The sequence below is a fragment of the Gracilibacillus salitolerans genome (assembly GCF_009650095.1).
GTDB lineage: Bacteria > Bacillota > Bacilli > Bacillales > Amphibacillaceae > Gracilibacillus > Gracilibacillus salitolerans.
In genome coordinates this window covers 521,469-548,191 of record NZ_CP045915.1, presented here as the reverse complement: position 1 = coordinate 548,191, position 26,723 = coordinate 521,469, and the positions used below count along the sequence as shown (strand labels likewise).

Annotated in this window: 25 protein-coding genes and 1 pseudogene; 11 read left to right on the top strand and 15 right to left on the bottom strand. The window is 37.0% G+C overall.

Translation table 11 applies throughout. The annotated features are described in order from the left end of the window. Nucleotides 1-64 precede the first annotated feature (64 nt). The 8 genes from pepT to GI584_RS02725 all read left to right on the top strand — a co-directional run bounded on the left by pepT (nucleotide 65) and on the right by GI584_RS02725 (nucleotide 8,794). A complete protein-coding gene (pepT, locus tag GI584_RS02760) occupies nucleotides 65-1,297 on the top strand; it encodes a peptidase T (protein ID WP_100362144.1) in 1,233 nt (410 codons plus the stop codon). Nucleotides 1,298-1,422: 125 nt separating this feature from the next. Further along, the gene (locus tag GI584_RS02755) at nucleotides 1,423-2,238 is read left to right on the top strand and encodes a TetR/AcrR family transcriptional regulator (protein ID WP_194842110.1); all 816 of its coding nucleotides are present in this window, start codon (nucleotides 1,423-1,425) and stop codon (nucleotides 2,236-2,238) included. Then, on the top strand, nucleotides 2,239-3,726 hold the full coding sequence (locus GI584_RS02750; RefSeq protein ID WP_153790171.1) for an MDR family MFS transporter: 1,488 nt from the start codon (nucleotides 2,239-2,241) through the stop codon (nucleotides 3,724-3,726). 128 nt (nucleotides 3,727-3,854) lie between these two features. After that, the gene (locus tag GI584_RS02745; RefSeq protein WP_153790170.1) at nucleotides 3,855-4,763 is read left to right on the top strand and encodes a hypothetical protein; all 909 of its coding nucleotides are present in this window, start codon (nucleotides 3,855-3,857) and stop codon (nucleotides 4,761-4,763) included. A gap of 12 nt (nucleotides 4,764-4,775) precedes the next feature. Continuing rightward, complete coding sequence (locus GI584_RS02740) at nucleotides 4,776-5,435, top strand: DUF4129 domain-containing protein (protein ID WP_153790169.1); 660 nt, start codon at nucleotides 4,776-4,778, stop codon at nucleotides 5,433-5,435. After that, nucleotides 5,435-6,553, top strand: coding sequence for a DUF4350 domain-containing protein (locus GI584_RS02735; RefSeq protein WP_153790168.1), 1,119 nt, complete (start codon nucleotides 5,435-5,437; stop codon nucleotides 6,551-6,553). The genes GI584_RS02740 and GI584_RS02735 overlap by 1 nt, the downstream gene beginning before the upstream one ends. Nucleotides 6,554-6,555: 2 nt before the next feature. Next, nucleotides 6,556-7,485 carry an AAA family ATPase gene (locus GI584_RS02730; RefSeq protein WP_100362150.1) on the top strand — a complete coding sequence of 310 codons (930 nt, stop codon included), beginning with the start codon at nucleotides 6,556-6,558 and terminating at the stop codon, nucleotides 7,483-7,485. After that, complete coding sequence (locus GI584_RS02725; RefSeq protein WP_228552333.1) at nucleotides 7,439-8,794, top strand: DUF58 domain-containing protein; 1,356 nt, start codon at nucleotides 7,439-7,441, stop codon at nucleotides 8,792-8,794. Before GI584_RS02730 ends, GI584_RS02725 begins: the two co-directional genes overlap by 47 nt. On the opposite strand, the gene GI584_RS02720 is transcribed toward GI584_RS02725, so the two are convergent. Beyond that, complete coding sequence (locus tag GI584_RS02720; protein ID WP_153790167.1) at nucleotides 8,774-9,742, bottom strand: stage II sporulation protein M; 969 nt, start codon at nucleotides 9,740-9,742, stop codon at nucleotides 8,774-8,776. The genes GI584_RS02725 and GI584_RS02720 overlap by 21 nt on opposite strands. 111 nt (nucleotides 9,743-9,853) lie before the next feature. On the opposite strand from GI584_RS02720, the gene GI584_RS02715 reads away from it, so the two are divergent. Further along, nucleotides 9,854-10,651 carry an RDD family protein gene (locus GI584_RS02715; protein ID WP_153790166.1) on the top strand — a complete coding sequence of 266 codons (798 nt, stop codon included), beginning with the start codon at nucleotides 9,854-9,856 and terminating at the stop codon, nucleotides 10,649-10,651. A 277-nt stretch (nucleotides 10,652-10,928) separates the two neighbouring features. Here GI584_RS02715 and GI584_RS02710 read toward each other — a convergent pair whose 3' ends face one another. Together GI584_RS02710 and GI584_RS02705 are read right to left on the bottom strand one after the other, a co-directional pair. Continuing rightward, a complete protein-coding gene (locus GI584_RS02710; RefSeq protein WP_153790165.1) occupies nucleotides 10,929-12,452 on the bottom strand; it encodes an AbgT family transporter in 1,524 nt (507 codons plus the stop codon). A 306-nt stretch (nucleotides 12,453-12,758) separates the two neighbouring features. After that, nucleotides 12,759-12,926, bottom strand: a complete 168-nt coding sequence (locus tag GI584_RS02705; RefSeq protein ID WP_153790164.1) for a hypothetical protein — start codon at nucleotides 12,924-12,926, stop codon at nucleotides 12,759-12,761. 309 nt (nucleotides 12,927-13,235) lie between these two features. Between GI584_RS02705 and GI584_RS02700 the strand changes: the two genes are divergently transcribed. Continuing rightward, on the top strand, nucleotides 13,236-14,018 hold the full coding sequence (locus GI584_RS02700) for a TIGR00266 family protein (protein WP_100362155.1): 783 nt from the start codon (nucleotides 13,236-13,238) through the stop codon (nucleotides 14,016-14,018). Between the two features lie 215 nt (nucleotides 14,019-14,233). On the opposite strand, the gene GI584_RS02695 is transcribed toward GI584_RS02700, so the two are convergent. The 11 genes and pseudogenes from GI584_RS02695 to GI584_RS02650 all read right to left on the bottom strand — a co-directional run bounded on the left by GI584_RS02695 (nucleotide 14,234) and on the right by GI584_RS02650 (nucleotide 24,843). Then, nucleotides 14,234-15,034 (bottom strand): DUF4097 family beta strand repeat-containing protein, encoded by an 801-nt coding sequence (locus GI584_RS02695; RefSeq protein WP_100362156.1) that lies wholly within the window; start codon nucleotides 15,032-15,034, stop codon nucleotides 14,234-14,236. Next, nucleotides 15,031-15,588, bottom strand: a complete 558-nt coding sequence (locus tag GI584_RS02690) for an HAAS signaling domain-containing protein (RefSeq protein ID WP_153790163.1) — start codon at nucleotides 15,586-15,588, stop codon at nucleotides 15,031-15,033. The genes GI584_RS02695 and GI584_RS02690 overlap by 4 nt, the downstream gene beginning before the upstream one ends. Beyond that, complete coding sequence (locus tag GI584_RS02685) at nucleotides 15,581-15,904, bottom strand: PadR family transcriptional regulator (RefSeq protein ID WP_100362158.1); 324 nt, start codon at nucleotides 15,902-15,904, stop codon at nucleotides 15,581-15,583. Before GI584_RS02685 ends, GI584_RS02690 begins: the two co-directional genes overlap by 8 nt. A 731-nt stretch (nucleotides 15,905-16,635) precedes the next feature. Then, nucleotides 16,636-16,839 (bottom strand): annotated as a pseudogene (locus tag GI584_RS02680) (MerR family transcriptional regulator); the annotation flags it as partial. A gap of 47 nt (nucleotides 16,840-16,886) precedes the next feature. Next, on the bottom strand, nucleotides 16,887-17,615 hold the full coding sequence (locus GI584_RS02675; protein ID WP_153790162.1) for an exonuclease domain-containing protein: 729 nt from the start codon (nucleotides 17,613-17,615) through the stop codon (nucleotides 16,887-16,889). Then, complete coding sequence (locus GI584_RS02670; RefSeq protein ID WP_100362162.1) at nucleotides 17,609-18,571, bottom strand: DUF294 nucleotidyltransferase-like domain-containing protein; 963 nt, start codon at nucleotides 18,569-18,571, stop codon at nucleotides 17,609-17,611. Before GI584_RS02670 ends, GI584_RS02675 begins: the two co-directional genes overlap by 7 nt. Before the next feature lie 35 nt (nucleotides 18,572-18,606). After that, complete coding sequence (locus tag GI584_RS02665; RefSeq protein WP_100362163.1) at nucleotides 18,607-19,875, bottom strand: ammonium transporter; 1,269 nt, start codon at nucleotides 19,873-19,875, stop codon at nucleotides 18,607-18,609. A 267-nt stretch (nucleotides 19,876-20,142) separates the two neighbouring features. Beyond that, on the bottom strand, nucleotides 20,143-22,077 hold the full coding sequence (locus GI584_RS02660) for a fructose-specific PTS transporter subunit EIIC (protein ID WP_153790161.1): 1,935 nt from the start codon (nucleotides 22,075-22,077) through the stop codon (nucleotides 20,143-20,145). Nucleotides 22,078-22,305: 228 nt separating this feature from the next. Further along, complete coding sequence (locus GI584_RS02655; protein ID WP_194842109.1) at nucleotides 22,306-24,237, bottom strand: BglG family transcription antiterminator; 1,932 nt, start codon at nucleotides 24,235-24,237, stop codon at nucleotides 22,306-22,308. Nucleotides 24,238-24,350: 113 nt separating this feature from the next. Next, nucleotides 24,351-24,506, bottom strand: a complete 156-nt coding sequence (locus tag GI584_RS23750; protein ID WP_194842108.1) for a hypothetical protein — start codon at nucleotides 24,504-24,506, stop codon at nucleotides 24,351-24,353. Between the two features lie 124 nt (nucleotides 24,507-24,630). Next, nucleotides 24,631-24,843 (bottom strand): CDGSH iron-sulfur domain-containing protein, encoded by a 213-nt coding sequence (locus tag GI584_RS02650; protein ID WP_153790159.1) that lies wholly within the window; start codon nucleotides 24,841-24,843, stop codon nucleotides 24,631-24,633. Between the two features lie 110 nt (nucleotides 24,844-24,953). On the opposite strand from GI584_RS02650, the gene GI584_RS02645 reads away from it, so the two are divergent. Then, a complete protein-coding gene (locus GI584_RS02645) occupies nucleotides 24,954-25,322 on the top strand; it encodes a carboxymuconolactone decarboxylase family protein (protein WP_100362167.1) in 369 nt (122 codons plus the stop codon). Nucleotides 25,323-25,370: 48 nt separating this feature from the next. On the opposite strand, the gene GI584_RS02640 is transcribed toward GI584_RS02645, so the two are convergent. Then, nucleotides 25,371-26,549, bottom strand: a complete 1,179-nt coding sequence (locus tag GI584_RS02640) for a hypothetical protein (RefSeq protein WP_153790158.1) — start codon at nucleotides 26,547-26,549, stop codon at nucleotides 25,371-25,373. Between the last annotated feature and the right edge of the window lie 174 nt (nucleotides 26,550-26,723).

Genomic DNA, 26,723 nt, shown 5'->3' with positions numbered 1-26,723 from the left:
CATTAGTATGATATTATTAATTGTAAAACTATTCATAGCGTGAACTGAAACGGAGGCCAAATCAATGAAACAGAAACTAATCGATCGGCTAAGTAAATATGTACAAATGGATACACAATCTGATGAAAGTAACCCAAACTGCCCGTCCACTGAAGGTCAATGGGAGCTTGCTTATTTACTAGTGGAAGAATTAAAGGATATTGGCATGAGGGATGTAACTATTGATGACAATGCCTATGTAATGGCAACTCTTCCAAGCAACGTTGATAAAGAATTACCGGTGATCGGCTTTCTTGCCCACATAGATACAGCGACAGACTTTACCGGTAAAGGCGTCAAACCACAAGTAATTGAACAATATGATGGGAAAGATATTCTACTAAACATAGAGAAAAACATTGTCCTGTCACCAACCGAATACCCCGCATTAGAAAACTACCATGGTCACACACTAATAACTACAGATGGTACGACGTTGCTTGGTGCTGATAATAAAGCGGGTATTGCAGAAATTATGACAGCATTGGAATACCTTATTAAAAATCCCGAGATTCCACATGGGACAATCAGAGTCGCCTTTACTCCAGATGAAGAAATTGGACGTGGCCCTCATAAATTTGATGTAGGCCGATTTGGTGCCCAATTTGCCTATACGATTGACGGTGGACCATTAGGTGAATTACAATACGAAAGCTTTAATGCGGCGGCAGCAAAAATCACGGTGCAAGGCAACAATGTTCATCCAGGTACAGCCAAAGGAAAAATGATTCATGCAACAAAAATAGCTATGGAAATTCAAGCACAATTGCCAGCAGAACAAGCTCCAGAGTATACAGAAGAATATGAAGGTTTTTTCCATTTACTTTCATTTGAGGGGGATGTAGAAAAAGCCAAGCTATATTATATTATCCGCGACCATGACCGAAATAAATTCAATCAAAAAAAGCAACTAATCAGTTCTATTGTCAAGGAGCTACAAAGTCAATATGGTGAAGGTTGTATCTTGTTAGAAATCATGGATCAATACTATAATATGGCTGAAAAAATCGAGCCTGTGAAAGATATTGTAGATATCGCAGCAGAGGCAATGAAAGATATTGGTGTAGATCCTTTAATTCAGCCAATTCGCGGCGGAACAGATGGTTCACAGCTTTCCTTCATGGGATTACCGACCCCTAATATATTTACCGGCGGTGAGAATTTCCATGGTAAATACGAATATATTTCCGTCGATAATATGATCAAAGCTACAGAAACGATTGTCAAAATAGCAGAACGCTTCACAAAACAATGCTAATGATAGCATTGTTTTTTTAGTGTAAAGATTAGTTCTTATACGTTGACACTAAGCTTGATATTTAATACAATAACTATCGTGACCGAAAAGTCATTAAAGTGACCATTTAGTCAGAAGGTGATCAATTGGATACAAAAAAGCACATCATGAACACAGCTTTACAACTGTTTTCGGATCATGGATTTAATGAAACATCTGTCCAGCAAATAGCACAAAAGGCAGGTATTTCTAAAGGCGGGTTCTATAATTATTTTTCGTCTAAGCGGGATTTAATGCTGGAAATGATTGATGAACATTACAGTAAAATTATTAACAGCACCCATCAAATAGAGGAAACAAGCCGTGATTTAGCTGCGTATATAGAACACGAGATGACCGCATGGATGGAACATCAGCCTTTTATTCATGTGATGTTTAATGAGTTTCAACCAAGAAAGGATCCACAAATAAATAAAAAAATGGATGAGCTACATGTTACGCTAACACAAAAACATAAAGCAATGTTTTACCTGTGTTATGGAGAGAAGGTAAAACCATTTCTTGCCGATATGGTTGTCATTTTACAAGGTATGCTGAAAGAATATTATTTATATATGTTTATTCAGCAAACCCAACTTAACGTCCAACAACTAAGTAATTGGGTTAGTCATCACATCAATAGCATTGTTAACAATCTGGATGACTTGGACCCTTTTTTACATGAAACGCAAAACGAGACATTTGATAGTGTTCTAAAGGACTTAAGAGCGACTATTCAACAAAAAGAGCTTCACAATCAAGATAAGCTCTTAAAAGTCGTGAAACAAATAGAACAGGAAATTGATAACCGCTCACCATATTCCATTACTGCCGAAGTATCACTACACTACTTAAAAGGCGAAGAAATGATTCAGACAGACGTATTAAGACTAGAGCGTTTATGCAAACAAGGAGGTAATTAAATGAAGCAAGAAGTAAATCCAACAGAAGTGAAAAGGGGACCGATCGTCGCTGTCATGCTCGTTGGCGCTTTTGTAGGATTATTAAACGAAACGCTGTTAGCAACTGCATTGCCAAGTATTATGAATGATTTTGGCATCTCAGAAAATCAAGTACAATGGTTAACCACTGCCTTTTTATTAACAAATGGTGTGATGATACCTATATCCGCTTTCTTAATTGAGCGGTTCACGACCAGACAGTTATTCATAACTGCCTTAAGTATTTTCGCATTAGGAACGCTTATAGCATCGATTTCCCATGCATTTGAATTATTGTTAGTAGCGAGGGTAGTTCAGGCAGCTGGTTCCGGGATTATGCTTCCGTTAATGATGACTGTCATGTTAAAAATATTTCCTGTAGAGAAACGTGGGGCTGCAATGGGGATGGCTGGGATTGTTATTTCCTTTGCACCTGCAATCGGACCTACTCTTTCTGGTTGGTTATTAGAGTTTTTCTCTTGGAGAGGGTTATTTTATGTCGTATTACCGATCGTAATTATCGCCATTATTACAGCCGCGATCTTTGTCAAAAATGTCACTGAACAAACCTATCCTAAAATTGATATTCTTTCCATTCTATTATCATCATTTGGATTCGGTGGTCTGTTATATGGATTTAGTAGTATCAGCGGCGGACATGGTGGTGGAGAAAACACTACTCAAATCGATGTTCAAGCAGTCGTAATTATCATTGTTGCTGCGGTTATCATCACCTTGTTTATTCTCCGTCAAATGAAATTGAAACATCCAATGCTCGAATTTCGAGTATTTAAATATCCTATTTTCTCATTATCATTAATCATTACCATGATTGTGCTTATGGCATTAATCGGCGCAGAAACCATGTTGCCTTTATACATGCAAAACACAAGAGATTTCACTGCTTTGGAATCTGGGTTAATGCTCTTCCCTGGTGCGATTGTAATGGGGATTATGTCTCCTATTACGGGGATGTTGTTTGATAAGTTTGGTGCGAAATGGTTAGCAGCGATTGGCATGACCATTGTAACGATCACAACTTTCTTATTTACGAGCTTAGAAATGGATACAGCATACAGCTTCCTAGTTACAATCTATGCCATTCGTATGTTTGGTCTTTCATTAGTGATGATGCCGGTGATGACAGCAGGTTTAAACCAGTTACCACCAGAATGGCATCCACACGGGACAGCAATGGCAAATACCATGCAGCAAGTATCCGCTTCGATTGGAACAGCGATACTTATCACTATCATGACTACTTCTGCTACAAACTATCAGCCTAATCAAACTGCATTAGAAGGTTTATCCGAAGCAGAAGCTATGACCCAAATTGCCAACAACGGTGCTATCAACGGTTACAACAATGCTTTTTGGATAGCCACTATACTATCCATTATCGGTCTTTGTTTAACACTTTTCTTAAAAACTAAATCACAAACCGAATACACCAATAAAAAAGCAGCATAGAAATAAGGAGGATGACATTGGTTCATCCTCCTATTTTTTACAAATCCTTTCAAAATCATATTCCATATATCATAAATCATGTTAAAATAATCATTATATGATTTGAATTTAGGGAGGAATAGCTGGAAATGAATGAAAATATAACAAAACCATTAGGGTTTGGCGCCATTTTAGATCAGACTTTTCGAATTATTAAATCAAACTTTAAGCCTTTATTTATGATCACTTTCTTTGTAATGGTACCGATATTCGCTCTCCAATCTTTGATTTTAAGCTTGACAGGGCGTGATCTCATTGTTAGCGGTGACCCAGGGCAAAACCTAATTGAACAACTAATTACAGGTGCTGATTCAGTCGTCAACACAACGATTCAAGAGGACTTAATATCCGCTTTCGTAAATTTATTAATCCTTTTTGCTACACCTATTCTCGCCGGTGCTATTACCTGGGCAGTTAAATATGCAAGAGATGGAAAAGATTTATTAGCTAAAGAAATGATCATAAAAACACTGCCAAGGTATTGGCCATTGCTTGGAAGCACATTGCTTTTTGGTCTCATTACATTCGCTTTACTATTACCTTGTTTTATAATTATTGGATTAACTAGTGTAACGTTCATGTTTGTCGACCCCATTTTTGGCTTTGGCATCATGATGCTTTTCTCTTTAGGAATATTTATTGGGTTAGGATTACTTCTAACTAAATGGAGTTTATATTTACCTGCCGTTCTTTTTGATGAAGTTGCACCGGGCCTATCTAAGAGCTGGCGCCTAACAAAAAAACAAACATGGAAATTCTTTGGATTATTCATTGTGCTGTTTATTATAACCACTATTATTAGCAGCATATTACAACTTCCACTTATATTTTTGGGGAATAGTGTGTTATTTCAACTTTTAACTAAAGTTATTTCATTAATTACGTCTATTGTGTTTACAGTTGGTTATGCCGTCATGTATTTGGATGCTTCCGTTAGACAAGAAGGAACAGACTTGAAAGAAATGATTAAAGAATATGAAGTGACAGAAGAATCATAAAGGAGATTGGCGATGTCATCTTTTCGAACGGAGCAAGAACAGTTAAACGACATTTTAAGTAAACAAGAGTACCAGGTATATTATCAGGATAATCGCAGTTTTTTAGAAAGAATATGGGATCGTATAACAGAATGGATTGGTGACATACTCACTAAGTTGTTTGATTCCTTTGACTCCACCTCCACAGCTGGCAATTTGATTATTGTTCTCATAACACTACTTGTTTCAGCTGTAGTTATCTTTGGCATTATTGCTTTGGTCATGTTCACAGTGAGAAAAAGGCGCCTATCAAAACAACGACCATTTGAAATGAGTGATGAATTAGAATGGAATTATCACAATCATTTGCAGGCTGCCACAGATTATGAAGCACAAGCTAACTATCGCTTGGCTACCAGGCATCAGTTTCTGGCTATGTTGTTAATATTTGATACGTACCATTTGTTACTAGCAAAACAATGGAAAACAAATTGGGATTACTATGATGAACTAAAACAAAGCAATAAACCATTAGCAGTAGACTTTTACAATTTAGCTCTATTTTTTGAAAAAGTCACTTACGGTGAACAGTCTATTACCGCCGATGATTATCAAACGTATAAGACACAAACTAGTAGATGGATCGATTCCATTTTGAACCAATCAGATACAAAAGAAATAGGTGAACGATAATGTTTGGTAAAAAAACATGGATCATTGGAATCATATTATTTCTTTTGCTTATCGTAGTCAGTATATTCTCAACTAGTAATACACCAGAGCAGTATCCTGCTTATCTGGTCGAATCCCCGTCGCCTACCGGACTAAAGGCGATCTATACATATTTAGATAAAAATGGGTACGATGTCTCAAAAGAAGATACATTACCTACGATGACAAAAGAAACGTTAAGAATTTTAGTTAATCCACCAGTCTTTACAGATCAAACTATTGAAAATCACTATCTCGATTACATTCGAGAGGGCAATACAATCGTACTTGCCAAGGAAAACCCTGATGGACTCTTTAACCTGGAAACAGAATATACCATGACAGAAACGTTTAACTCCGAGCCTCAAACAACAGAAGCAGACTATCAAGGAGAAACCTTGAAAGTACTACCAAATAGCTTTGTCCGCTTGGTGACAAACGATGATGACAATGTACTGTTAGAAGATAATGCTGGTGCAGTGGCAATCGAGAGAGAAATAGGTGAAGGTTCTCTCATCGTACTTTTAGAACCAGCTTGGCTTACAAATGAACATATCACCGAATATGACCATACCCAAGCTTTGTTTAACCTGATGCCTTTCGAAGAATCAGAGAAAGTTATTTTTGATGAGTACAGTTTAACTGCCTCAGGTGGACTCGTCTCCCATTTTGGGTTGTATCCTGGTTGGGCCTATGTATTGTTGGTTCAAGGCATCATCATTACGATTTTTATTTTATGGAATCAAGGGAAGCGTTTCGGACCAATTTATCCTGTTCGTGAAGAAACGGTTAGATTGAGTAATGAACGTTTACGAGCAATCGCTATTTGGCAAACCAAAGGGAAAAATTATCACACATCGATCGAATATCAGCTCGAGTACCTAAAAGAAGTTATTCGACAACAATATGGTATACCTTACCATCATAGTTGGAAGGAAAGATTAGCAAGAATGGAAGGAAAAACAGAAACTATTTCCGCAAAAGAATTAGGTCACATTGCTCAAGGAATTGAAACCATTTCAAGTAGAAAATCGTTAAATAAGCAAGAGTATCTTTCTTGGTCTGCAAAAATAGATAAAATACGAGAAGAGGTGGAGTAACGATGACTTCTACAATAACGTCATTATTGAAAAACTATGAACAACATATTCTTGGTCAACAGAAAAACGTACGATTATTATTAACCGCTGCTTTAGCTGGAGGGCATGTATTAATAGAAGGAGTACCTGGAACAGGTAAGACACAAATGGTAAAAACATTAGCTCAGCTATTAGATAGTGACTTTAAACGGGTCCAATTTACGCCTGATTTATTACCTAGTGATATTACCGGAAGTGCTATATACAATATGAAAGAACATGATTTCCAAACATTAAAAGGACCGATCTTCACTAACGTGCTCCTCGCGGATGAAATCAACCGTACACCGGCTAAAACACAAGCAGCACTTCTGGAAGCAATGGAAGAAAAACAAGTTACCATTCAGGGGGAGACCTATCAATTACCAGACTTCTTTTTTGTTGCAGCAACACAAAACCCTATTGAATTTGAAGGGACTTATCCGTTGCCAGAAGCCCAGCAAGATCGATTCTTCTTTAAACTTAAGATAGACTTTCCAACATTGGAAGAAGAAACATCTGTTTTGCAAATGGTAATAGAGGAACAAACCAACCCACAGGAAATTGCAGCAATGTTCTCCAATGATTCGTTACTAGCTATCCAAAGAAACGTTCAGGAAGTAAACATTAGTAACGAAATAGCTGATTACATCGTGAAAATTGTTCGTAAAACACGTGAACTGGAACACATTCAACATGGAGCAAGTACACGTGCTGCGATCGCAATAGCAAAAACAGCACAAGCATGGGCATACCTTGATGACCGTGACTATATCACACCGGATGATGTAAAAACAGTAGCTATTCCTAGTTTGCGTCATCGTGTTCAACTATCTCCATATGCAGAATTGGAGGGATCCGATATCGATGAAACGATTCAAGAGCTTGTGGGATCGGTTGCTGTTCCGAGATAAAGGGATTATTCCTACATACAAACTAATAACCTATTACGCTCTGTTTATCTTAGCTATCTTTATCCTATCATTCTGGCAATTTTCGTGGTTGTTTCTTGGAATAGCCACTCTACTAATGGTTAGTCTGTTAATCATAGATGCTTTCTTACTTCCTAAAGAGGAAGATATACAAGTAGATCGAACAATAGCCGATGAAATGGAGCGTTACGATAAACAAATGGTGAGTATTCATATTAAAAATCGAACAAATGACACGTTTACAGTTCGGCTAAGAGATGGGATACCAGCATCATTTCAAACAATTTTCCCCTTCAACCAGTCAGTGTCTAGTGGGAAAACAGTTGCTATTCAATATGAAATATTCCCGCAAATTAGAGGAAAATTTATGATAGATAAGTTGTACCTTCGTTTGAAGACGAAAATGGGACTTTGGGAAAAACAAATCACGTACCACTTGCCTCAAGAAGTGAAGGTAATCCCTAATCTTTCGGAGACAAAAAAGTATTTAGAAAGTGCCCAAAATTATTTATTGCATGAAGGGATTAAAATCCGAAAAATGCGTAGTGGTGTTGGAGAATTTTCCAAAGTGAGAAGTTATGTTGTTGGTGACGATCCACGTAAAATAAATTGGCGGCAGTCTGCCAAAGTACAAGATATGATGACCAATGAATATGAACCGGAACATGGGAAAAATGTAACGATCTTACTTGATTGCGGTCGTATGATGGGAGTGGAGTTAGAACAAGGAAATCGATTGGAGAAATCGATTGAAGCAGCTATCACGCTCGCAGTTGCTGCCTTGCAAAATGGCGACCAAGTATCTGTCATCGCCTTTTCCAAAGATATTAAAGCCGTTGTACCTGGTGGTAAAGGATTAGAGCATTTAAATACAATCTTACAAACGATTTATGATATAGAAGTGGATGCACAAGAATCCAACTATGCGCTTGCCTTACAATATGCTCAATCCATTCAGCGAAAACGAAGTATGATCGTACTATTCAGTGATGTCCAAACATTTGCAAATGAAGATCATCAACTATTCTATATGAAGAAAATAAGAAAAAAACACCTTTTTGTAATGCTGGGCATTGAAGATCGCCTACTGCAGGCACAAATAAAAATGAAGCCTGACAGTACTTTATCAGCAATGGAAAAAAGTGTCGCACAAAAACAATATATAAACCAAATACAAGTCATCAAAAAATGGGAAAAGCATGGATTACCTATGCTTGAAGCACCTGCAGATCGTTTAGCAGTCACTTCTGTTTCCCATTATATTGAAACATTAAACCGTGGAATGCTGTAATGCTCTTTTCCGCAAGAGTAAATGACCGATTATCATATATGCGACAAGACCGATGGCTGTCGTACAGGCTACAGCATATTTCACCTCTAATGAAATATCAGCAGGCGTGATAAATCCTTCGATGGTACCAGCAATCACAAATAACGGAATTGTTCCTAACAACAGTTGGACTGATCTTACTGTTTGAGTCTTTAGCTGGTATCCCCTCGAATGGTTTCCGGGCACAAACAATTTGTACCCCATTAAAAGCCCTGCACCACCTGCTATAAAAATGGCGACTAACTCAATCACTCCATGCGGAACAATATAGGCCCAAAAGGCGTAAGAATTACCATAGTTCCAAAAAACACCTGCAAGTGCGCCAACAATTATACCATTATAAATCAATACATATACAGTCAACAACCCGAACGTTATGCCGCCTGCAAATGCTAAAATAGCAACCCGGATATTATTGACCATAATTTCCGCTGACATAACAGGCGCATCAACAGCGGCAGGGTCTTCTCCGAGTGATTCTGCATCAACTGATTGTGCCATATTTTCTGGAAGAATACCATATACATGTGATGGATTCTCGATCACAGCTATAAAACTAGCAATACCACCAAAGCAGAATAATAGCATGGCAATAATAATCGCTTTCCATTGTTCCAGTAATAAACCTACAAATTTACTGGAAAAGAAATGATAAGCTTGTTTCCATGATGAATGCTGTGATTGGTATAATACGTTATGTGCTTTTCCGACTAATTCATTTAAATAATTGGTCACATCTTCATTTGGAAAATATGTCTGGCTGTAAGATAACTGTCTGGCAACCTTTTGATATGTATGTTGAAACTCTTCGATGATTTCGCTGGTCTTTTGTTTATGTAATTGGGTTATCAGCTTCTCTAATTGTTCCCAATCTCGGCGGTTCTGCTTGATGAATTGATTTAATTGCATATAATCACCTTTTTTACTAGCATTTTACTTTATTATAATGGAAAATAGTCTTCATGAACAGTATAGAAACATACTGTATATACTAAGAAAATATTAAGAAAGAGGTTAAACATGGAACAAGAACAGTTAAATGTCAAAACACCTGAGTATGTCTCCTTACAATTTCAATTAGCTGGCTTAGGATCAAGATCTGCTGCCCAAATTATTGACTATACTATTATCTTATTAACACAATTTTTGATTATATTGCTATTGTTTTTCGCATTTAATAATAGTTTAAGTGATTTATTTTTAGGGCATCTCGAAAGTGTCATGTTAGCTATTATCATTATCATTATACTTTTACTGCAATTTGGGTACTTTATCTTCTTTGAATACTTTTGGGGAGGTCGAACAATTGGCAAGAGATTGTTAGGTATCCGAGTTGTACAGGAAAACGGACATAATATTACACTCCTTTCGAGTATCATTCGAAACTTTGTAAGGGTGATAGATATGTTGCCAAGTGCTTATGCTGTTGGTATTATACTGATTTTCTTCCATTCTAAACACAAAAGGTTAGGCGATATGACAGCAGGAACAATTGTTGTCCACGAAAGACGAAAAAAGCCGCTTAAACAATCTCCACTTGAAAAGCATATCGTTCAACTAGGGATTCAAAAGGAAGAATTACAATTAGAATCTTTCCATTTAAGACAATTTAATCAAAAGGATTGGCGTCTTTTACAGACCTATGTACATCGAATCCTTCATATGAGTGCACAGGAAAAAAACCTGTTGACGAAGCAGGTAAGCGAGATTCTCTTGCCGAAAATTAAAGATCAGATGCAAGATAGCACAAAAAATAACGAAGTATGGTTGGTATTGCTTTATTTGCACCTTAAAGATGAATGGGAATATGATAACTAAAAATATCCACTCTCAGGGAGACTAAATGTAATCCTTAGTGCGCACCCTGAGTCGCTATCTTCATTTTTACAACGAATCTTTGCTCTCCCTTCTTAGATTTGCTGTTTACCTTTCTATGAGTTGAAGATTCCTCATGGTGATAGAAATCTACCGGAGCAGCTGAAATCTTGACTCTGCACCTCTCCACTCTGCTGCGTAAAAATAAAAGCACCTCAGTTTATTTCAAACAAAAAAGGATAAAAACCCTGTTATAATGGGTTTTTATCCTTTTCTTTTCTTAGTTATGGTAGTGGATTGGGGAGCCTGGTCCTAGGTCTATCCCTAGTAGGATCCACACGATTAGCATTAATGTCCAAATGATAAAGAAGAAGATAGAATATGGAAACATGGTTGAAATCAGTGTACCCATTCCCATTTTCTTATCATATTTTTGTGCATAGGCGATAATTAATGCAAAGTAAGTCATTAATGGTGAAATAATATTTGTGGACGAGTCTGCAATACGATATGCCATCTGTGTTAACTCTGGAGAATAGCCGAATTCCATCATAATTGGTACAAATATTGGTGCCATCATTGCCCATTTTGCTGTCGCACTTCCGATAAAAATATTGATAATACCAGCAATAATAATGAAGACAATTAATAATGGAATACCAGTTAAGCTAATGCTGTCCAGAAATTCCGCACCATACACACCAATTAACGTCCCTAAATTAGATTCATTAAAAAATGCCACAAACTGACCAGCTGCAAAGGACAGAACAACGAACATTCCCATTGCTCCCATTGAATCTGATAGGTGATTAGCTACATCTTTATCACTTTTCACATTCTTCGTTACAATCCCGTATACAACACCTGGAATAAAGAACAAGATGAAAATAATCGGTACTAATGAACTCATAAATGGTGAAATAATAATAGCTCCATCTTCCCCCCGTAATGGCGCATTTTCTGGAACAATTAAAAAGGATACAGCAATTAAACCAACTAGCAATGACAATCCTGCATAGCCTAAGCCTTTTTTCTCAACTTTTGATATGCCCGTTGCGTCTTCTTTATAGGAGCCTGTGTAGACACCTAGCCTTGGCTCAACTACCTTTTCTGTTACAAGTGTACCTACTATAGTTAGTACAAATACCGATACAACCGTAAAGTAATAATTCATTAAAATATTCATCGTTTCAGCATAGGCAGCATCTGTTGTCGCAGCGATAGTCATCTCACCTAATAACGGCTCCAATGCAGTTGGGACAAAGTTTGCACTAAATCCTGCTGACACCCCTGCAAAAGCGGCAGCAAGACCTGCTAATGGATGACGACCTAGTGCCGCAAAAAGTACCGCACCAAGTGGTGGTAAAACCACATAACCGGCATCCGTTGCCATACTGGACATAATACCTGCAAACACTAAACCTGCTGTAATAAGAAACTTCGGTAATGATAATACAAATGCACGCAACCCTGCACTAATTAATCCGGTACGCTCTGCTAAACCAATTCCAAGCATTGTTACTAATACAACCCCAAGTGGAGCAAAGTTAATGAAGTTATCTACCATACTTGTGAAAATATAATTAATTCCTTCTGCATTCAATAAGTTTTTAACCGTGACCTGCTGTTCTGGATCTCCTGGATGGTCTACAGATACACCTGTACTGGAAACAATTGCAGATGCGATCAGAACGATAAACGCTAAAATGAGGAATAGTGTCACCGGATGTGGTAATTTATTTCCGATATATTCAATTCGATTAAGGCTTCGTTGAAATAAGCCCACTTTATTTTTTTCTTCCATCGTAATCCACCTTTTTATAAATTAAAAAATTTTCAGAAAATTTGACCTATATTCTGATAAGACAAATTACATTATAAGTGGAATGGAGATACTTTCAAAGAGGATTGAGAGAAGTTCTAATTTTAATAATTTTCTAAATAATTGAAATCACCACAAGAAATTACGGAGGGGAGTGAAATCACACTAGTCACTGGGTGTGCGAAGCTAAACACGACATTATATGCTTTTTATCTACAAAACAAAAAGCCTCCAGTATAATTCAGGAGGCTCTATTTCATCTAGTCTTAAACTTCAATGACTAGTTGATTATCTCATTTTTTTACCAGCAATGGCCGGTTGTACATGCGTGTTGGGTGTTTCTAAATTCATCTCTACTTTTAGTTTTTTTCTGCGTGAAGTTACTTTTTCAATCGCAGATAAAACTAGAAAAGTAAGCAGAATAGTTAGAGAAACCATGTATAAAGAAGTTACCATAGTCAACTATCCCCTTTCCTAAAAAAATATTCTCATTTATTATTGAATTCACTTATATCGTACCATATTTTATTAATTTGTAAACATATATTATAAAATTCTTTTAAATTCTTTTTTATTCTCCGCATTTTCCTTAATTACTCTAAATTTGCAATGTTTCTGTAATCTATAGAAATGTGATGATATCAGCATTTTTTATAAACAAAGTGAATATTTATTCATGTAAATTTGAATTTTCTGAAAAATCGAATCCTCTATGTGATACGATACGTATATACGAATAGACTATTGAAAAGGAGTTGAATGGAAATGAACAATCATGAAATTGACTTTAAATTACACGGAGATGATATGCAATTTGTAGAAGTGGAGTTAGATCCACAGGAAACAGTAGTTGCTGAAGCTGGAAGTTTAATGATGATGGATAGTGATATCTCGATGGAAACGATTTTCGGGGATGGGTCTTCCAATCAAGGAGGACTGGTTGGTAAATTACTTGGTGCTGGTAAACGAGTTATTACAGGTGAAAGTTTATTTATGACAACATTTACGAATCAGGGTGCAGGTAAAAAACATGTCTCATTTGCTTCCCCTTATCCAGGAAAAATCGTACCCATGGATTTAAGCGAATTAAACGGGAAAATTATATGCCAGAAAGATGCTTTCTTAGCTGCTGCTAAAGGAGTGGCTATAGGTGTTGAATTTCAGCGTAAAATGGGGACTGGATTCTTTGGTGGAGAAGGTTTTATCATGCAAAAGTTAGAAGGAGATGGCATGGCATTTGTTCATGCTGGAGGTACCATCCACAAGCGTGAATTACAGCCTGGGGAGAAATTACGTGTCGATACAGGATGTTTAGTTGCAATGACTGGCGATGTAGATTATAACATTGAATTTGTTGGGGGAATCAAAACTGCACTATTCGGCGGAGAAGGGATTTTCTTTGCAACATTGTCAGGACCAGGAACGGTGTGGGTGCAATCATTACCATTCAGTCGCCTTGCAAGTAAGGTATTTGCTGCACTACCTGAGAAAGGTGGAAATAAAGGAGAAGGTGGTATTGGCGGGGTATTTGACTTATTTAACAAGTAAAATTTAATCTTTTCTTAGAAAACAAAGGATGGAATTTTTATATCAAACGACGATTAAGAGAAAACAGACATAGAAGATCGTGGAATTCCTTACAAAATCGTAATGAATACGTACTTATACCTGAAGATACTATGAACGATGCAATCATGTTGTTTCTAACATGCAGATAAACTTTAAAGGAGTGACTCACATCTGTTCACTCCTTTAAAAGTAACTTATTGAGTAACGGTAATACTTCCGTTTTTCGTACTTAATTTCACCAGATTGTCCCCATCCCCAATTATCGTATTGTAGTCAGAATCTCCAAATAGATTGATCCTTCCATTATCCACCTTTGTATCAATGACCGCATTTGTTGGTTCTTTCTCGCTCTGGATCTTAATTCTCCCATTATCTGTTTCAAAATTAATATTGCGATCCAAATTCTCTGTTACCAAGGAAATTGCTCCGTTATTCGCCCTCGCAGCCAATTCCCCCTCGACGTTTTCAAGATCAATTTTGCCATTAGACGTTTTCAGTTGGTAGGAATCCGCTACGATATCACTAAGATCTATTTTTCCATTCTTAGTTTCTACATTTACCTCGTTTATCGTTAAACCTTGTGCTTGTAAGCTTCCATTACTAATCTCAACTGCCAAACGTTGATATTCTTGTTCAGGTAAATAGACGGTTAACGTACGTGAGCTATTAAAGAAATTAAAGCTAAACCATTTCCCCATTTCATTTTCTGTATGAATCGATAATGTATTATTATTTTCCTCTACAACTAATTCCGTTTTAGAATGACTATCCTCTGTACCTGTCAATTCAACCTTTGGGGTAGGATCGGTTGTAGGTATGATGTCTACTTTTTCATTTTGTATATCGATTTCTATGGAAGTAATTTCAGTGCTTTGTACTTCCTTAGTTACAGCAAGGGTAGCTGGTTCATAGAATCGGTAAGACATGACACTGCCGATTCCACCTACTAATACTAATATGCAGGCAATCATAATGATTTTCTTTATATTTATCATGATTTCATTCCACCTTTAACAAGATTTACATTATAATTCAAATATTTTATGAGTCCTTTTGTCGAATAACGGGTGACAAAAAGCATTCCAATCACAACTAATAAACCGAGTCCACATAGTGTAAGAGAAAAAAACATGTCAAAAAATTCGAAAGTACCGGGAAAAACGGCTACATTAATTAGGAACAATATTGGAGACAATACGAATGCTGTACCTGCTATCCAGCCAGCCGCAATCAAGCTAACTAGAGCGATAAAAGGTCCGAGTACAATTACTAAGTTGAAGAAACTTAATCCGATAACCGCCCAAACAGCTTTTAATACATTACTCGCTGATGAAGTGGACTCCACTTTTTCTACATAGTAGCTAGCTAATAATTCTTTCTCAATTTGACTGGGTGATCCTAATGAATGAGCAATTGCTTCTTCTGTCTTCCCATCTTCTTTACCAATCTCGAAGTGTTCACTGAAATCCTGCAAAATATCTAGTCTCTCTTCTTTCGAAAGCTTTTGTAACCTTGAATCTAAACTTGTTAAAAATTCCTTTTTATTCATTACTAACACCTTCCTTAATAATATGATTTACTCCTTCAGAGAATTGCTGCCATTCCTTGAGCAAATCATAAAGATACTCTCTACCTTTATCCGTTAATTTGTAATATTTACGCGATGGCCCTTCCTGTGATTCCTGCAAATAAGTTGTAAAGTACTCTTCCTTCTTCAATCTCCTTAATAAGGGGTAAACAGAACCTTCAGATATAGCAATCTGATCTGATATTTTTTTGACAAGCTCGTAACCGTAATGATCTTGCTTATTTAACAAAGCAAGCACACATAACTCTAGCGCTCCTTTTTTAAATTGGATATTCATGGTAGTTAACCTCCGATTTCCTCACCAGTACTATACATTGTATGGTACTGGTATACAATTAGTACTCAATAATCAAACTATACCATCAACTACTGTATAATGCAAGGTACTATTTTTTTGATAGTTTGTTTTAAAATATCGATTTAAATAAATGTATTATGAAGCAGTAGATACAAACTGCGAACTAATGAAAATTTTCAGAGTGATGCTTTCTTCCACTCTTTTATAGTGAGTGCTGGAATACCGCTTCGGCAGAATACTTCGCTTTCCGTGGGCACGGCCTCAGCCTCCTCAAAAAGCAAAGTGCGCTTTTCTGTGGGGTCTTCAGCTCGCGCTGTTCCCACAGGAGTCTGCGTATTCTGCCTCCGCTAATTTTGGAGTTCTGATTGTTGAAAGAAATGGACTCATGGAACTATATTCTTGGAACTTTCTATCACTTTATTAGAACACTATTCAAAGCTGCGGAAAAATGCGACACTCCTGTGGGAAAGGAACAGTCTGAAGACCCCGCAGTGAGCGTTCTTTGCTCGCGAGGAGGCTGAAGCGTTCCCCACGGAAAGGGAGTGTTTTTCCGCAGCGTCGGACTAGCACTCATCTCAAATAGAATGGGAGGAAGGAACACAAAAGTTACTTCGCAGTTTATGGAAACTGTGGCATTGGGAGGTTTTTTGGGCATTAAAAAACCCCCTTTTGTTTTCACTAAAAAACCGGGGGAATTGTTAATCTTTTAACATCGCTTTAATACCAGCAATGTTAATTCCTTGATCAATCAGTTCTTTAATTCTCTTTAACCGCTCGATATCATGTAAAGAGAAGATTCTTCTGTTCCCTTCATTTCTGGCTGGGGAGATTAATCCTTGTTCTTCATAGTAACGAATTTGCCTTCCACTTAATTTCGTCAGTTCTTTTACTACACTAATTGGAAAGGTGGCCATATGATCTGGTATGTCATGATTCACGTTCTTTTCCTCTCCTTTCAGAATTAAGGCAAACTAGCAATATGTGTATAAATATCTTTTAAATTCGTAAAGCCCATTTCTTCTACTTTTTTTACATTTTCCGACCATAACTTGGCAGTTGCTGCAGCATCATATAACGCATGATGTCTACGGCCAATATCTACTCCATAATGATCACACCACTCATCCAATGTAATTAAAGAAACTCCCGGAGATACAACCTTTGTTAAAAAAGAAGTATCAATAATGCGATGCTGAAAGCTTGTTTTCAACGCTGTCCAACTAGCATGTTTCATAAATTGTTTCTCATGACTGGAGTGATGGGCAATCAAAGTATCACTACGAACAAACTGGAAGAATTGCCTTAACACTTCTGGCAAAGGTGCTGCTTGCCTTAGTTCTGCTTCAGTGATCCCAGTTAAAGCTGCAATTTCTTCTGAAGGGGGTAATTCACTATGGATCGTTTTATAAAATAGCTGGTCTCTTAAGACTTCTGATCCTTTCATTTTCACTGCACCTATAGAGAGAATTCGATCGCCATTGTAGGGATAAAAACCTGTTGTTTCGATATCAAACACTACCACAGTTAAATCTTTAAAAGGTGTATTTAACACATCTTTTTGCTTCAATTCTCTTTGTAAATTACGAATATAAGCAATCTTTCTTGCATCCGTTTGACTGGTAACAGGATTGATATCACTCATTTTCCCTGACATCTGTTTAATAAATTGAAGCATCTGATTCATTACCATTTAGAACACTCTTTTTCTATCGTATTTTTTGTTCGCTCAAAAAGTTCCGCACCTTTTTTCATATATTCCTTCAACTCCTGTTTGTCTTTTTTTGATAACTTCTTTAAAGGAATATAATGTACCTCTTCATATTCGACTGCATCTTTTGTAAACTGAAACTTAAAAGCTAGCAAACTTTCAAACAGTATTTGATACTCTGTTAAAAAGGAGTATTTCGTTTTAAGTGCTGCAAATCTTTCGATAGTAGGTGTTTTCATTACTTGATTGCATAATACTAATAGTCGAAGGGCGTTAACAAATGGAAACAGTGCTGTTGTTTTAATATTTATTTGACCGGTTCTTTTTCCGGATTGTTCCGGCAATATCTGTCCGAATACTCCTACACCTTTCCGGATAAAGCCTACATTATCTACTAATCTATTGATTATTTTCGGATGACTTTGAATATATGAAAATGTAACTTGTTTTACATCTGCCAGTAATCTTTCTTCACCTAGTAAAACACGAGAATCAAAGAAAGTTGAAAAATGACGTAACGATTGCCAGCTCTCTTCATCAAGCCAATTTGTGATTTGTTGTTTCCAACCTTCAACAGATTTTGTCCATCGAGATTCTGACGCCATCACTTTACCCTCACACCGTTCATAACCAACCAATTCCATACCATCCACTATCTCTGTTCCTAGTTTTTGGAAATAAGTTTGATGTTGTTTGGGACCATCGAAAATAATGCCGTGATCTTGATCACTCCATATCGATTGTTCCCTTCTGCTCGCACTACCCATCAGAAAAAAAGCGAAGGGAGCAGGGACTTCCCCCTGCTCTTCCTTAACTTTCTCCATCGCTAATTGTACGGTTTTTAGCATTAAATCATCGTGAAAATTGTTTAGTTGTTCATGGTCTATTTGTTCATGAATGTGTTGTTCACGCCATTTTCTTATGTCTTCGTAACTCATTACGGAGGTCCTCTCCTTTATAGAAGAACTATGCATTATTTTGCCTGTTGTTCATCAGGGTGTGGAATGTTCTCAGGATAACCATAGCTACCATGCTCACTCATGTCAAGACCAATGATTTCTTCTTCTTCTGAAACTCTTATTCCACCCATTACTTTATCCATAATCTTAAGGATAATGAATGATACAACAAATGCATAAGCACCAGATGCTGCAACACCTAAAATTTGAACACCTAATTGCTCGAATCCACCACCGTAGAATAAACCTGGTTGACCCCAATCCATACCAACTGATAATTCATGTGTAGCGAAGAAACCTGTAGAAATCGTACCCCAAACACCGACAGTACCGTGAACAGATAATGCGAAGATTGGATCGTCAATACGGGCACGATCAAAGAATCGCATACTCGCGTAAACAATAAGACCACCAATCGCACCAATCACTACTGCTGCCCATGGTTCAACGAAACCACAAGATGCTGTAATGGCTACAAGACCTGCTAATGCACCATTCAATGTCGTTGGAACATCTGCTTTTCCTGTTAGTGCCCACACTAGTAACATTGCTGCAATTGCACCAGCAGCCGCTCCTAATTGTGTATTTAAAATAACATAACCAAAGAATGCATCTTCCACTCCAAATGTACTTGCACCGTTAAAACCGAACCAACCTACCCATAAAAGTAATACTGCTAATGCTGTATATACTTGGTTGTGGCCTGCTAACTCATTAGAAGAACCATCTTTATTGTATTTACCAATACGAGGTTTTAAAACAACCGTTGCAGCCAATGCTGCCATCGCACCTGTTAAGTGTACAACTGTTGAACCTGCAAAGTCTTGCTTACCATGATCCGCTAACCAGCCTGCACCCCAAATCCAGTGAGCAACAACTGGATAAACTAATGCGGAGAATAAAACTGCGAATATAACATATGCTGATAATTTTGCACGTTCCGCAAAACCGCCGAATGCAATCGTTAAGGCAATTAGTGCAAACATCATTTGAAACATAAAGTCAACTGCTGGGGATAACCCATCTTCACTAAATGATGTATCACCATAGAAGAAATCGGATAAACCGATAAACATGTTACCATCACCATAAATGAAGCCCCAACCGACAGCCCAGAATACGATTGAGCCGATTCCAATTGTAAAAATTGTTTTTCCTGCAATGTGGCCGGCGTTTTTCATTCTAGTAGAACCAGCCTCAAGTAAAATAAATCCACCTATCATTAATAAAACTAAAAAAGTACCAATAATGACCCATAAATTATCCATAAGTACAGTATCCATAATCTTTTCCCTCTCCTTGTAAATTTTATTAACATCAACTGTTAAATACAGTCTAAGCCGAAATCCTAAACACCTCAATTTTTGTGTAAGGTAATCTAACAAGGTTTTTAGAAGAGGGTACATTGTATCAGATGGACAAAGGAATTACCCGATTACACCCCATTAGATTATAATAAATCAGAAAATTTAGGCGAAAAACCCTATTCTTTCTTTTATTCAAACAAAACACCCCTTCTCCACTTAAAATGGAAAAGGGGTGTTTAACTGTTATTGTATTTGGTCTAATAATTGATATGCTTCTTCCTCAGACCTTACATTTAATAATTGTTCTCTAAATTGATCATCCATTAATTTTCTGGAGAGCATTTGTAGGATCTTTAAATGCGCATCTCCTTCTGCATGTTTTGGTACGGCAATCATGAAGACTAACTTCGCCAGAGAATCATCCGCACTATGCCAATCTACACCATCTCTTTTTATCCCAAACACGACCCGTGGTACTTTTACTGCATCTGATTTACCGTGGGGAATGGCCACATTCATACCAATACCTGTAGAGCTTTCTGCTTCACGATCTAATATTGCTTTTCTAAAGTCTTGTTTAGATGTTAAAACATCATTAGCATCTAATTTTGCAATCATTTCATCAATGACACCATCTCTGTCATTTGCTTTAATATCTGGATCAATTAACTCTACACTTGTAATGTCTGTTAGTTTATCTATTTGTTCTACTGATTGGGGAGCAGAAGGATTATTCGACTCCGCTTCTTCTACAGCTGAATCTTCTACGACTGGGTTTTCAACATCTTTCCTCAGTAAATTAATCATAAATGCCGTCACAATTGCACCAATAATAATGGCAACGAAGAACATAATGACATTGTCAACAGCGCCTAATACCCCAACTATTGGGCCACCATGCGCTACCCTGTCTCCAACATTACTTAACATGGCAACAACTGAACCTGTCATGGAACCGATCATAATACTCGGGATGACACGTAAAGGATCCTGTGCCGCGAATGGAATTGCACCCTCTGTAATACCGAAGAAGCCCATTGCTAAAGATGCCTTACCAGTTTCCTGCTGTGCTTGTTCGAATTTATTTTTGAACATTAATGTTGCTAAGCCTAAACCAATTGGCGGTACAGCAATGGCAACCGCAATAGGGCCCATGATTTCATAGTTACCTTCGCCAATCATTGCTGCACCAAATAAGAAGGCTACTTTATTAACCGGGCCACCCATATCAAATGAAATCATAGCACCTAAAATGAGAGCCAATAAAATCGAGCTTGTTCCTTGCATACCTGCAAGCCAACCTGTTAGTGATTCAAATACTTGTGCTACTGGGGCACCGATTAATAATACAAAAAGCAACCCTACAATTAGCGAAGAAAATACCGGAATAATAATAATTGGCATAATCGGTTGTACCATCTTCGGCACTTTAATTTTCTTAATCCATAACGCCACATAACCTGCTAAGAAACCTGCGATAATACCACCAAGAAAACCTGCACTTGCTTCACTACCATAAAAGCTCCCATTAGCAGCAATAAAACCGCCAATCATACCTGGAGCTAAACCTGGTCGATCTGCAATACTATAAGCAATGTAACCAGCCAAGATTGGTACCATAAAGCTAAACGCGGCACCACCAATCGACTCTATCGTTTTCCAAAAGGAATCTTCTGGTATCGCAATACCGCCTTCACCTGGAACACCACCGATGGTTAAAGCAATCGCAATTAATAACCCCCCGACAACGATAAATGGTACCATAAAGGATACACCATTCATTAAGTGACGGTAAATTGGATTTTGCTTCGTCCCTTCCGAAGCTGTTGGCATTTTTTCTTTTTTGTTATTCCCTTCCCCTTTATGTACCGGGGCATCATCACTTAACGCTTTTTCAATTAAGTTTTTAGGATTTCGAATCCCTTCCTGTACACCTGCTGCTACCAACTTCTTACCTATAAAGCGAGACTTTTCAACTGCTTTATCCGCAGCAATAATTATTGCATCTGCTTCTTCAATCTCCGATGCGGTCAATTCATTTTCCGCCCCAATTGAGCCTTGCGTTTCCACTTTAATATCTATATTCATCTCTTCTGCTGCTTTTTCCAAATTCTCAGCAGCCATATACGTATGCGCAATCCCATTAGGACAAGATGTAATCGCTAATACTTTAGTCATCTATTAACACCTTCCCTTATTGTATTTACTCATAGTATACCCCCAAATCGACAAATCAAAATAAAAGAAACTTACCACTACTTCCGGCAAAAATGATTTTTTTAGTACGGAGGAACAAGGTAAAAATACCCATTTATTACCTCGGAATATACTTTGTAAAATAACCAAAATTCATCTTTTCCCTTAATATAGGAAATCCTCACAATTCATAGGAACTGCAAGGATTTTTTAATCTATTAAATCTAAAAAATTATCTACATCTGTTACACCGGTAAGTTTAGCAACCTTCTCTGGATTACCTGCCAACCTTGACAACTGATGGAATAGTTTTCTTCTTTTATCTGACGACTCCTGTTTCAATACAAGAAAGAAAATTAAAGAAACTGTTTCCGTCCCCCACGTGATTGGTTCTTTTAACGTTGCTATTACAATAGCAGATTCTTTGACTAAATCCGGGTCCCCATGTGGAATGGCGATACCACCACCAATTGCTGTAGCTGCTGCCCGTTCACGGATTAGCGCTTGATGCCCATAATCCTCTTCTACCAAACCATCATGAACTAACCTCTCTGATAATTTCTCTATTAATTCGAAGCGATGTTCTATAGCTAAATCCAAAAATATATAATCATCTTTTATATAGCTTCTTAATACAGAATCACTAGTACCTTCGCTCTTTCCAAGCAAAGCATTTCGTAACTTATTTTTATCATGCTCATTAAAAAGAGGTGTAATCATCACATGTCGAATCTTTTCGTCCTCTAAAGGCATAGTGGAAACAATAAGGTCTACTGACTGTTCCTTTAAAAACAGTTCCAATTTGTTTTGCGGAAGAGTAGCTACTATGTCAGTTGCATGAAATGAAGCAGCAATTTTTGATCGCAAAATTTCTGATACGCCTATCCCCATATGACATACGATGACTATTTTTTTGTTAAACTGACGTTCCCCTCTAATTCGTTCCACTGAAGCCTGATAGTGCAAGGTTAAAAATGCCACTTCATCTTCCGGGATTTGATATGGTAATTCTTCCTCCACATCCTGTAATACGGTAATTAAAGCATCAAACATAAACGGATACATCTGTTTAATATCTGATGCCAACGGATTTTGGACAGGAAGTTCATATTTCAAACGATTGATAACAGAATAAAGATGAACCTTTAATCCTTCTTTTAATGTTTCATCATGGCCAAAAGGCATTAATGCTAAGACACTCAATCGTTTGGTCAGCACATCTGTCAGCCATTCTGCTTGTTGATCAACATCAGCATCAAAATGAGACACATCGCCATGCCTATCCTGAAATTTTGCTCCCAGGAATTGCATGGTCAAGTATACCCTTTCATGTTCTGGTACTTTAATAAGAAAAATTTCCTCTAAGTCCTCCACTAATTTCTCAATCCATTGAAATTCTTGTTTCTTTGTTATGAATGCTAAATGATCTTCACTTATTTCCACCATATGGTTGGTTTTCAATCTTTTCATCATCACTATCATATAGGTCTTTAAATTCTTTATACTTTCATCGGTTAATGGAATTTGATAATCGCGTATAAACGTTAGAAAAGATTGATCCAATGCTCGTCGTTCATGCTCATGCACTTGTTGATACACGAAAGAAAAAGATGGCGAACCTTTCTTTTCTTTATAATAATCGATATGCTGGATTGCTATTCTAATATCCTTTTCTGCTGCTTCGACCACAATACCAACTTTTTGCTTGGTCTTCACCTGTACATTTATGGTTCTTAACCATGCATCTATCTCATCGATAACTTTTTTTATCGTCGTATGTGAAACAAAGTAACGGTCCGTTAACTGTTGAATGGAGACATTTTCATGAATAAGAAGCTGATATAATATTTCTTTTTGCTCTGTAACATCTAAAACACTTCTTTTTGCCGCATTATTTTCAGATTGAATCAAAGATAAAACTTCTTGCTTTTCATAATCAGATATTTCAATCGATACCCCTACACCAGGCTTTCTTATCAATTGACCATTACTTTGTTCTTCTAAAAACGATTCCACTATTTGCAAATCATTTCGAATCGTTTTCTCTGAACAGTCTAGCTCTTTGGCCAAATTCTGCACTAAGGCTACTTGCCCATTTGCTAACAATAATTTTCTTAAGAGAATTTGTTGCCTCTTCCTCATGAAATCACCTCCATCTCCAACACACATTACTACAGATCATTTTCAACCGCAATGGCAATCAAAAGGAAAAGGCACCAACCGAAATGGTAGTGCCCTCTGCTTCTCTATTTTAATTAGAACAATCGCCCAAATACATAAGTGATTAGAAACCACAAAATTCCAAAGAAAATAATTAAATAGGTAATATATTTAATCGCAGCAACGCCTACTTTACTAGGGTCTGATTTCTTTTCTCTTCTTTCTACTTCGACATCTTTATTTTGTGCCATCCATCATTCTCCTCTCTTTAGGTAGCGTTACTGATGTATTACCACTAAGAGAGAGATTAAAACAACATGCTTTAAAAATGGGAAAAAAGCATTAGCACACAAATATCTTGTGTGCTTGTCAAACTTATTTCGCTCTTATTTGATCCTGAAAATCAATTTCTTTATGGGATCCATCACAGAATGGTTTGTTTTTGGATGCACCACATCGACACAATGAAAACTTTGGTTTTGTTTCGAATGGATTCCCCTCTGCATCCACTAATTCAACATCTCCTGTTACTAGAATGGATCCATTGTCTCTAACTTTTAGTTGAACTTTATCTTTTTCTTCACTCATCTTTTATTACCCCCCTTTTCAAATTTTAACGACTTTAATCTTTTCTGTCTATCGTGTCTGTATAAAATCTTATGCTTTTTCACACATTAAAATGAAAGGCGGGATAAAAGATGGATAACCATGAACATGTAAACTATTTTGATCAATCAATAGCAGATTTTAAACGTGGTACCAGAAGAATGGAAGAATACTTACCTGAGATGACAAGAGGATATTTTGAGTTTACCGAAGAGGCATTTAAGGACGGAACAATTGGTAAAAAAGAAAAGCAACTTATGGCGCTAGCGATCAGTATTTATGCCCAGGACGAGTATTGTATTATTTATCATTCAAAAGGTGCTGTAGAAAACGGTGCTAATGAGGAAGAATTAATGGAAACGATTGCTGTTAGCGCCGCACTAGGTGGAGGTGCAGCATTCGCCCAGGCAGTAACCCTCGCCACAGATTCCTATGCGCACTATCAGCAAAAATTACACTAAGTATAACCGGGCAAATCTCCGCCCGGTCTTTTTCATGAAGAGCTTATTTTAAGATTGCTGCTTCTTTTCTTCTTCTTTCCTTTTCAATTGTTCATACCGCTGTTTTTGTCGATATCCATAAGTTGCAGAAAGTATTGTTTCTTCACTTTCTAAAGCAGATCCTAAAGCACCAATAATTGTAGCGAAACTAGTGATAATCCATGCTATGTAAAAGTAATCACTGTAACTAACATTAGAACTTACTTGAGATTCTAACATACCTATAGGAATGAATAAAAAAACAGCGATTAAAAACAAAAGATATAAGTTTAAGTAGAATAATGTAACTGAAATCATCAATGTACAAGCCGTGGTTATATTGTATAACATTCTTTTTAGGTTATTTGTCTCAACTCTTGGTGATTCCCATAGTTTGTGAGCGACGATAATCCAAGTGATCATCGCAATAATAGACACAAAACTTAATATGATCATGCGCCACGTCTCATATTCATTCGCTAACATCCATGAAGTCGGAAAAATTAAGGCATAAGTTCCTGTGGTAAATGCAACAACCATTACTTTTATGAAAGATGGAAACATTCTACAAGGACGGTTCGCCCGTACCATACCAGGTAAAATTCGTAAGCCTCCTAAGTATCTTGAAGGAATAGTAAAACGAACATCGATATTTTCCTCACCATTTTGAGGTGTTTCTCTTCTAACTGGAGAGAACCTCTCTAGCCCTTTTTTGCTAACTAGTATATAACCATTAACAATTCTTAGACCGTCTTTAGCTGCTTCCTCTATCTTATCTCTCAATTTTTGTTGGTCTTCATCAGTGACTCCTCTATACATTTCATTGACTAATTGGATAATAGAGGCCCTAATTCGTTTGATCATTGGGGTAGATCCAAGAGCAGGCAAACTAAGTAATGCTATATTCTTTTTTTCATATGCTTCAGCAACCACAACATTACTATTATGGAATAACGGTAAATCTGTTAAACAAATCAAAAAGGTATTATCATATTCTTGTGCATTTTCTAATATTGCTTCCAAAATTTCCCTTGCATTCTCTGTCGATCCTGTTAAAGGATCTGTTTCGTGTTCAAATTCCCAATTTACTGTTTCATCAACATAATACTCCAACAAGGAAGGCAGATCACTTTTCATTTCATTAATGACATCATCTGCAAATCCTGGAGCTGTGATTATTTTTATTTTTTTATTAGAACTGCTCAACATCACTCACCTCATTCAAAACCATTTACTAATGTTTTGCACAAAGTTGGTGATTCAAACTATTTTTTTAAAGCATAAAAGAACGTTTAACCACATGAAACGCCAGAAACAAGGCGATGTTGGGATTGTAAAATCAGAGAGGAAAGTGAGTGCATGACATTTGAAACATTTATCTTT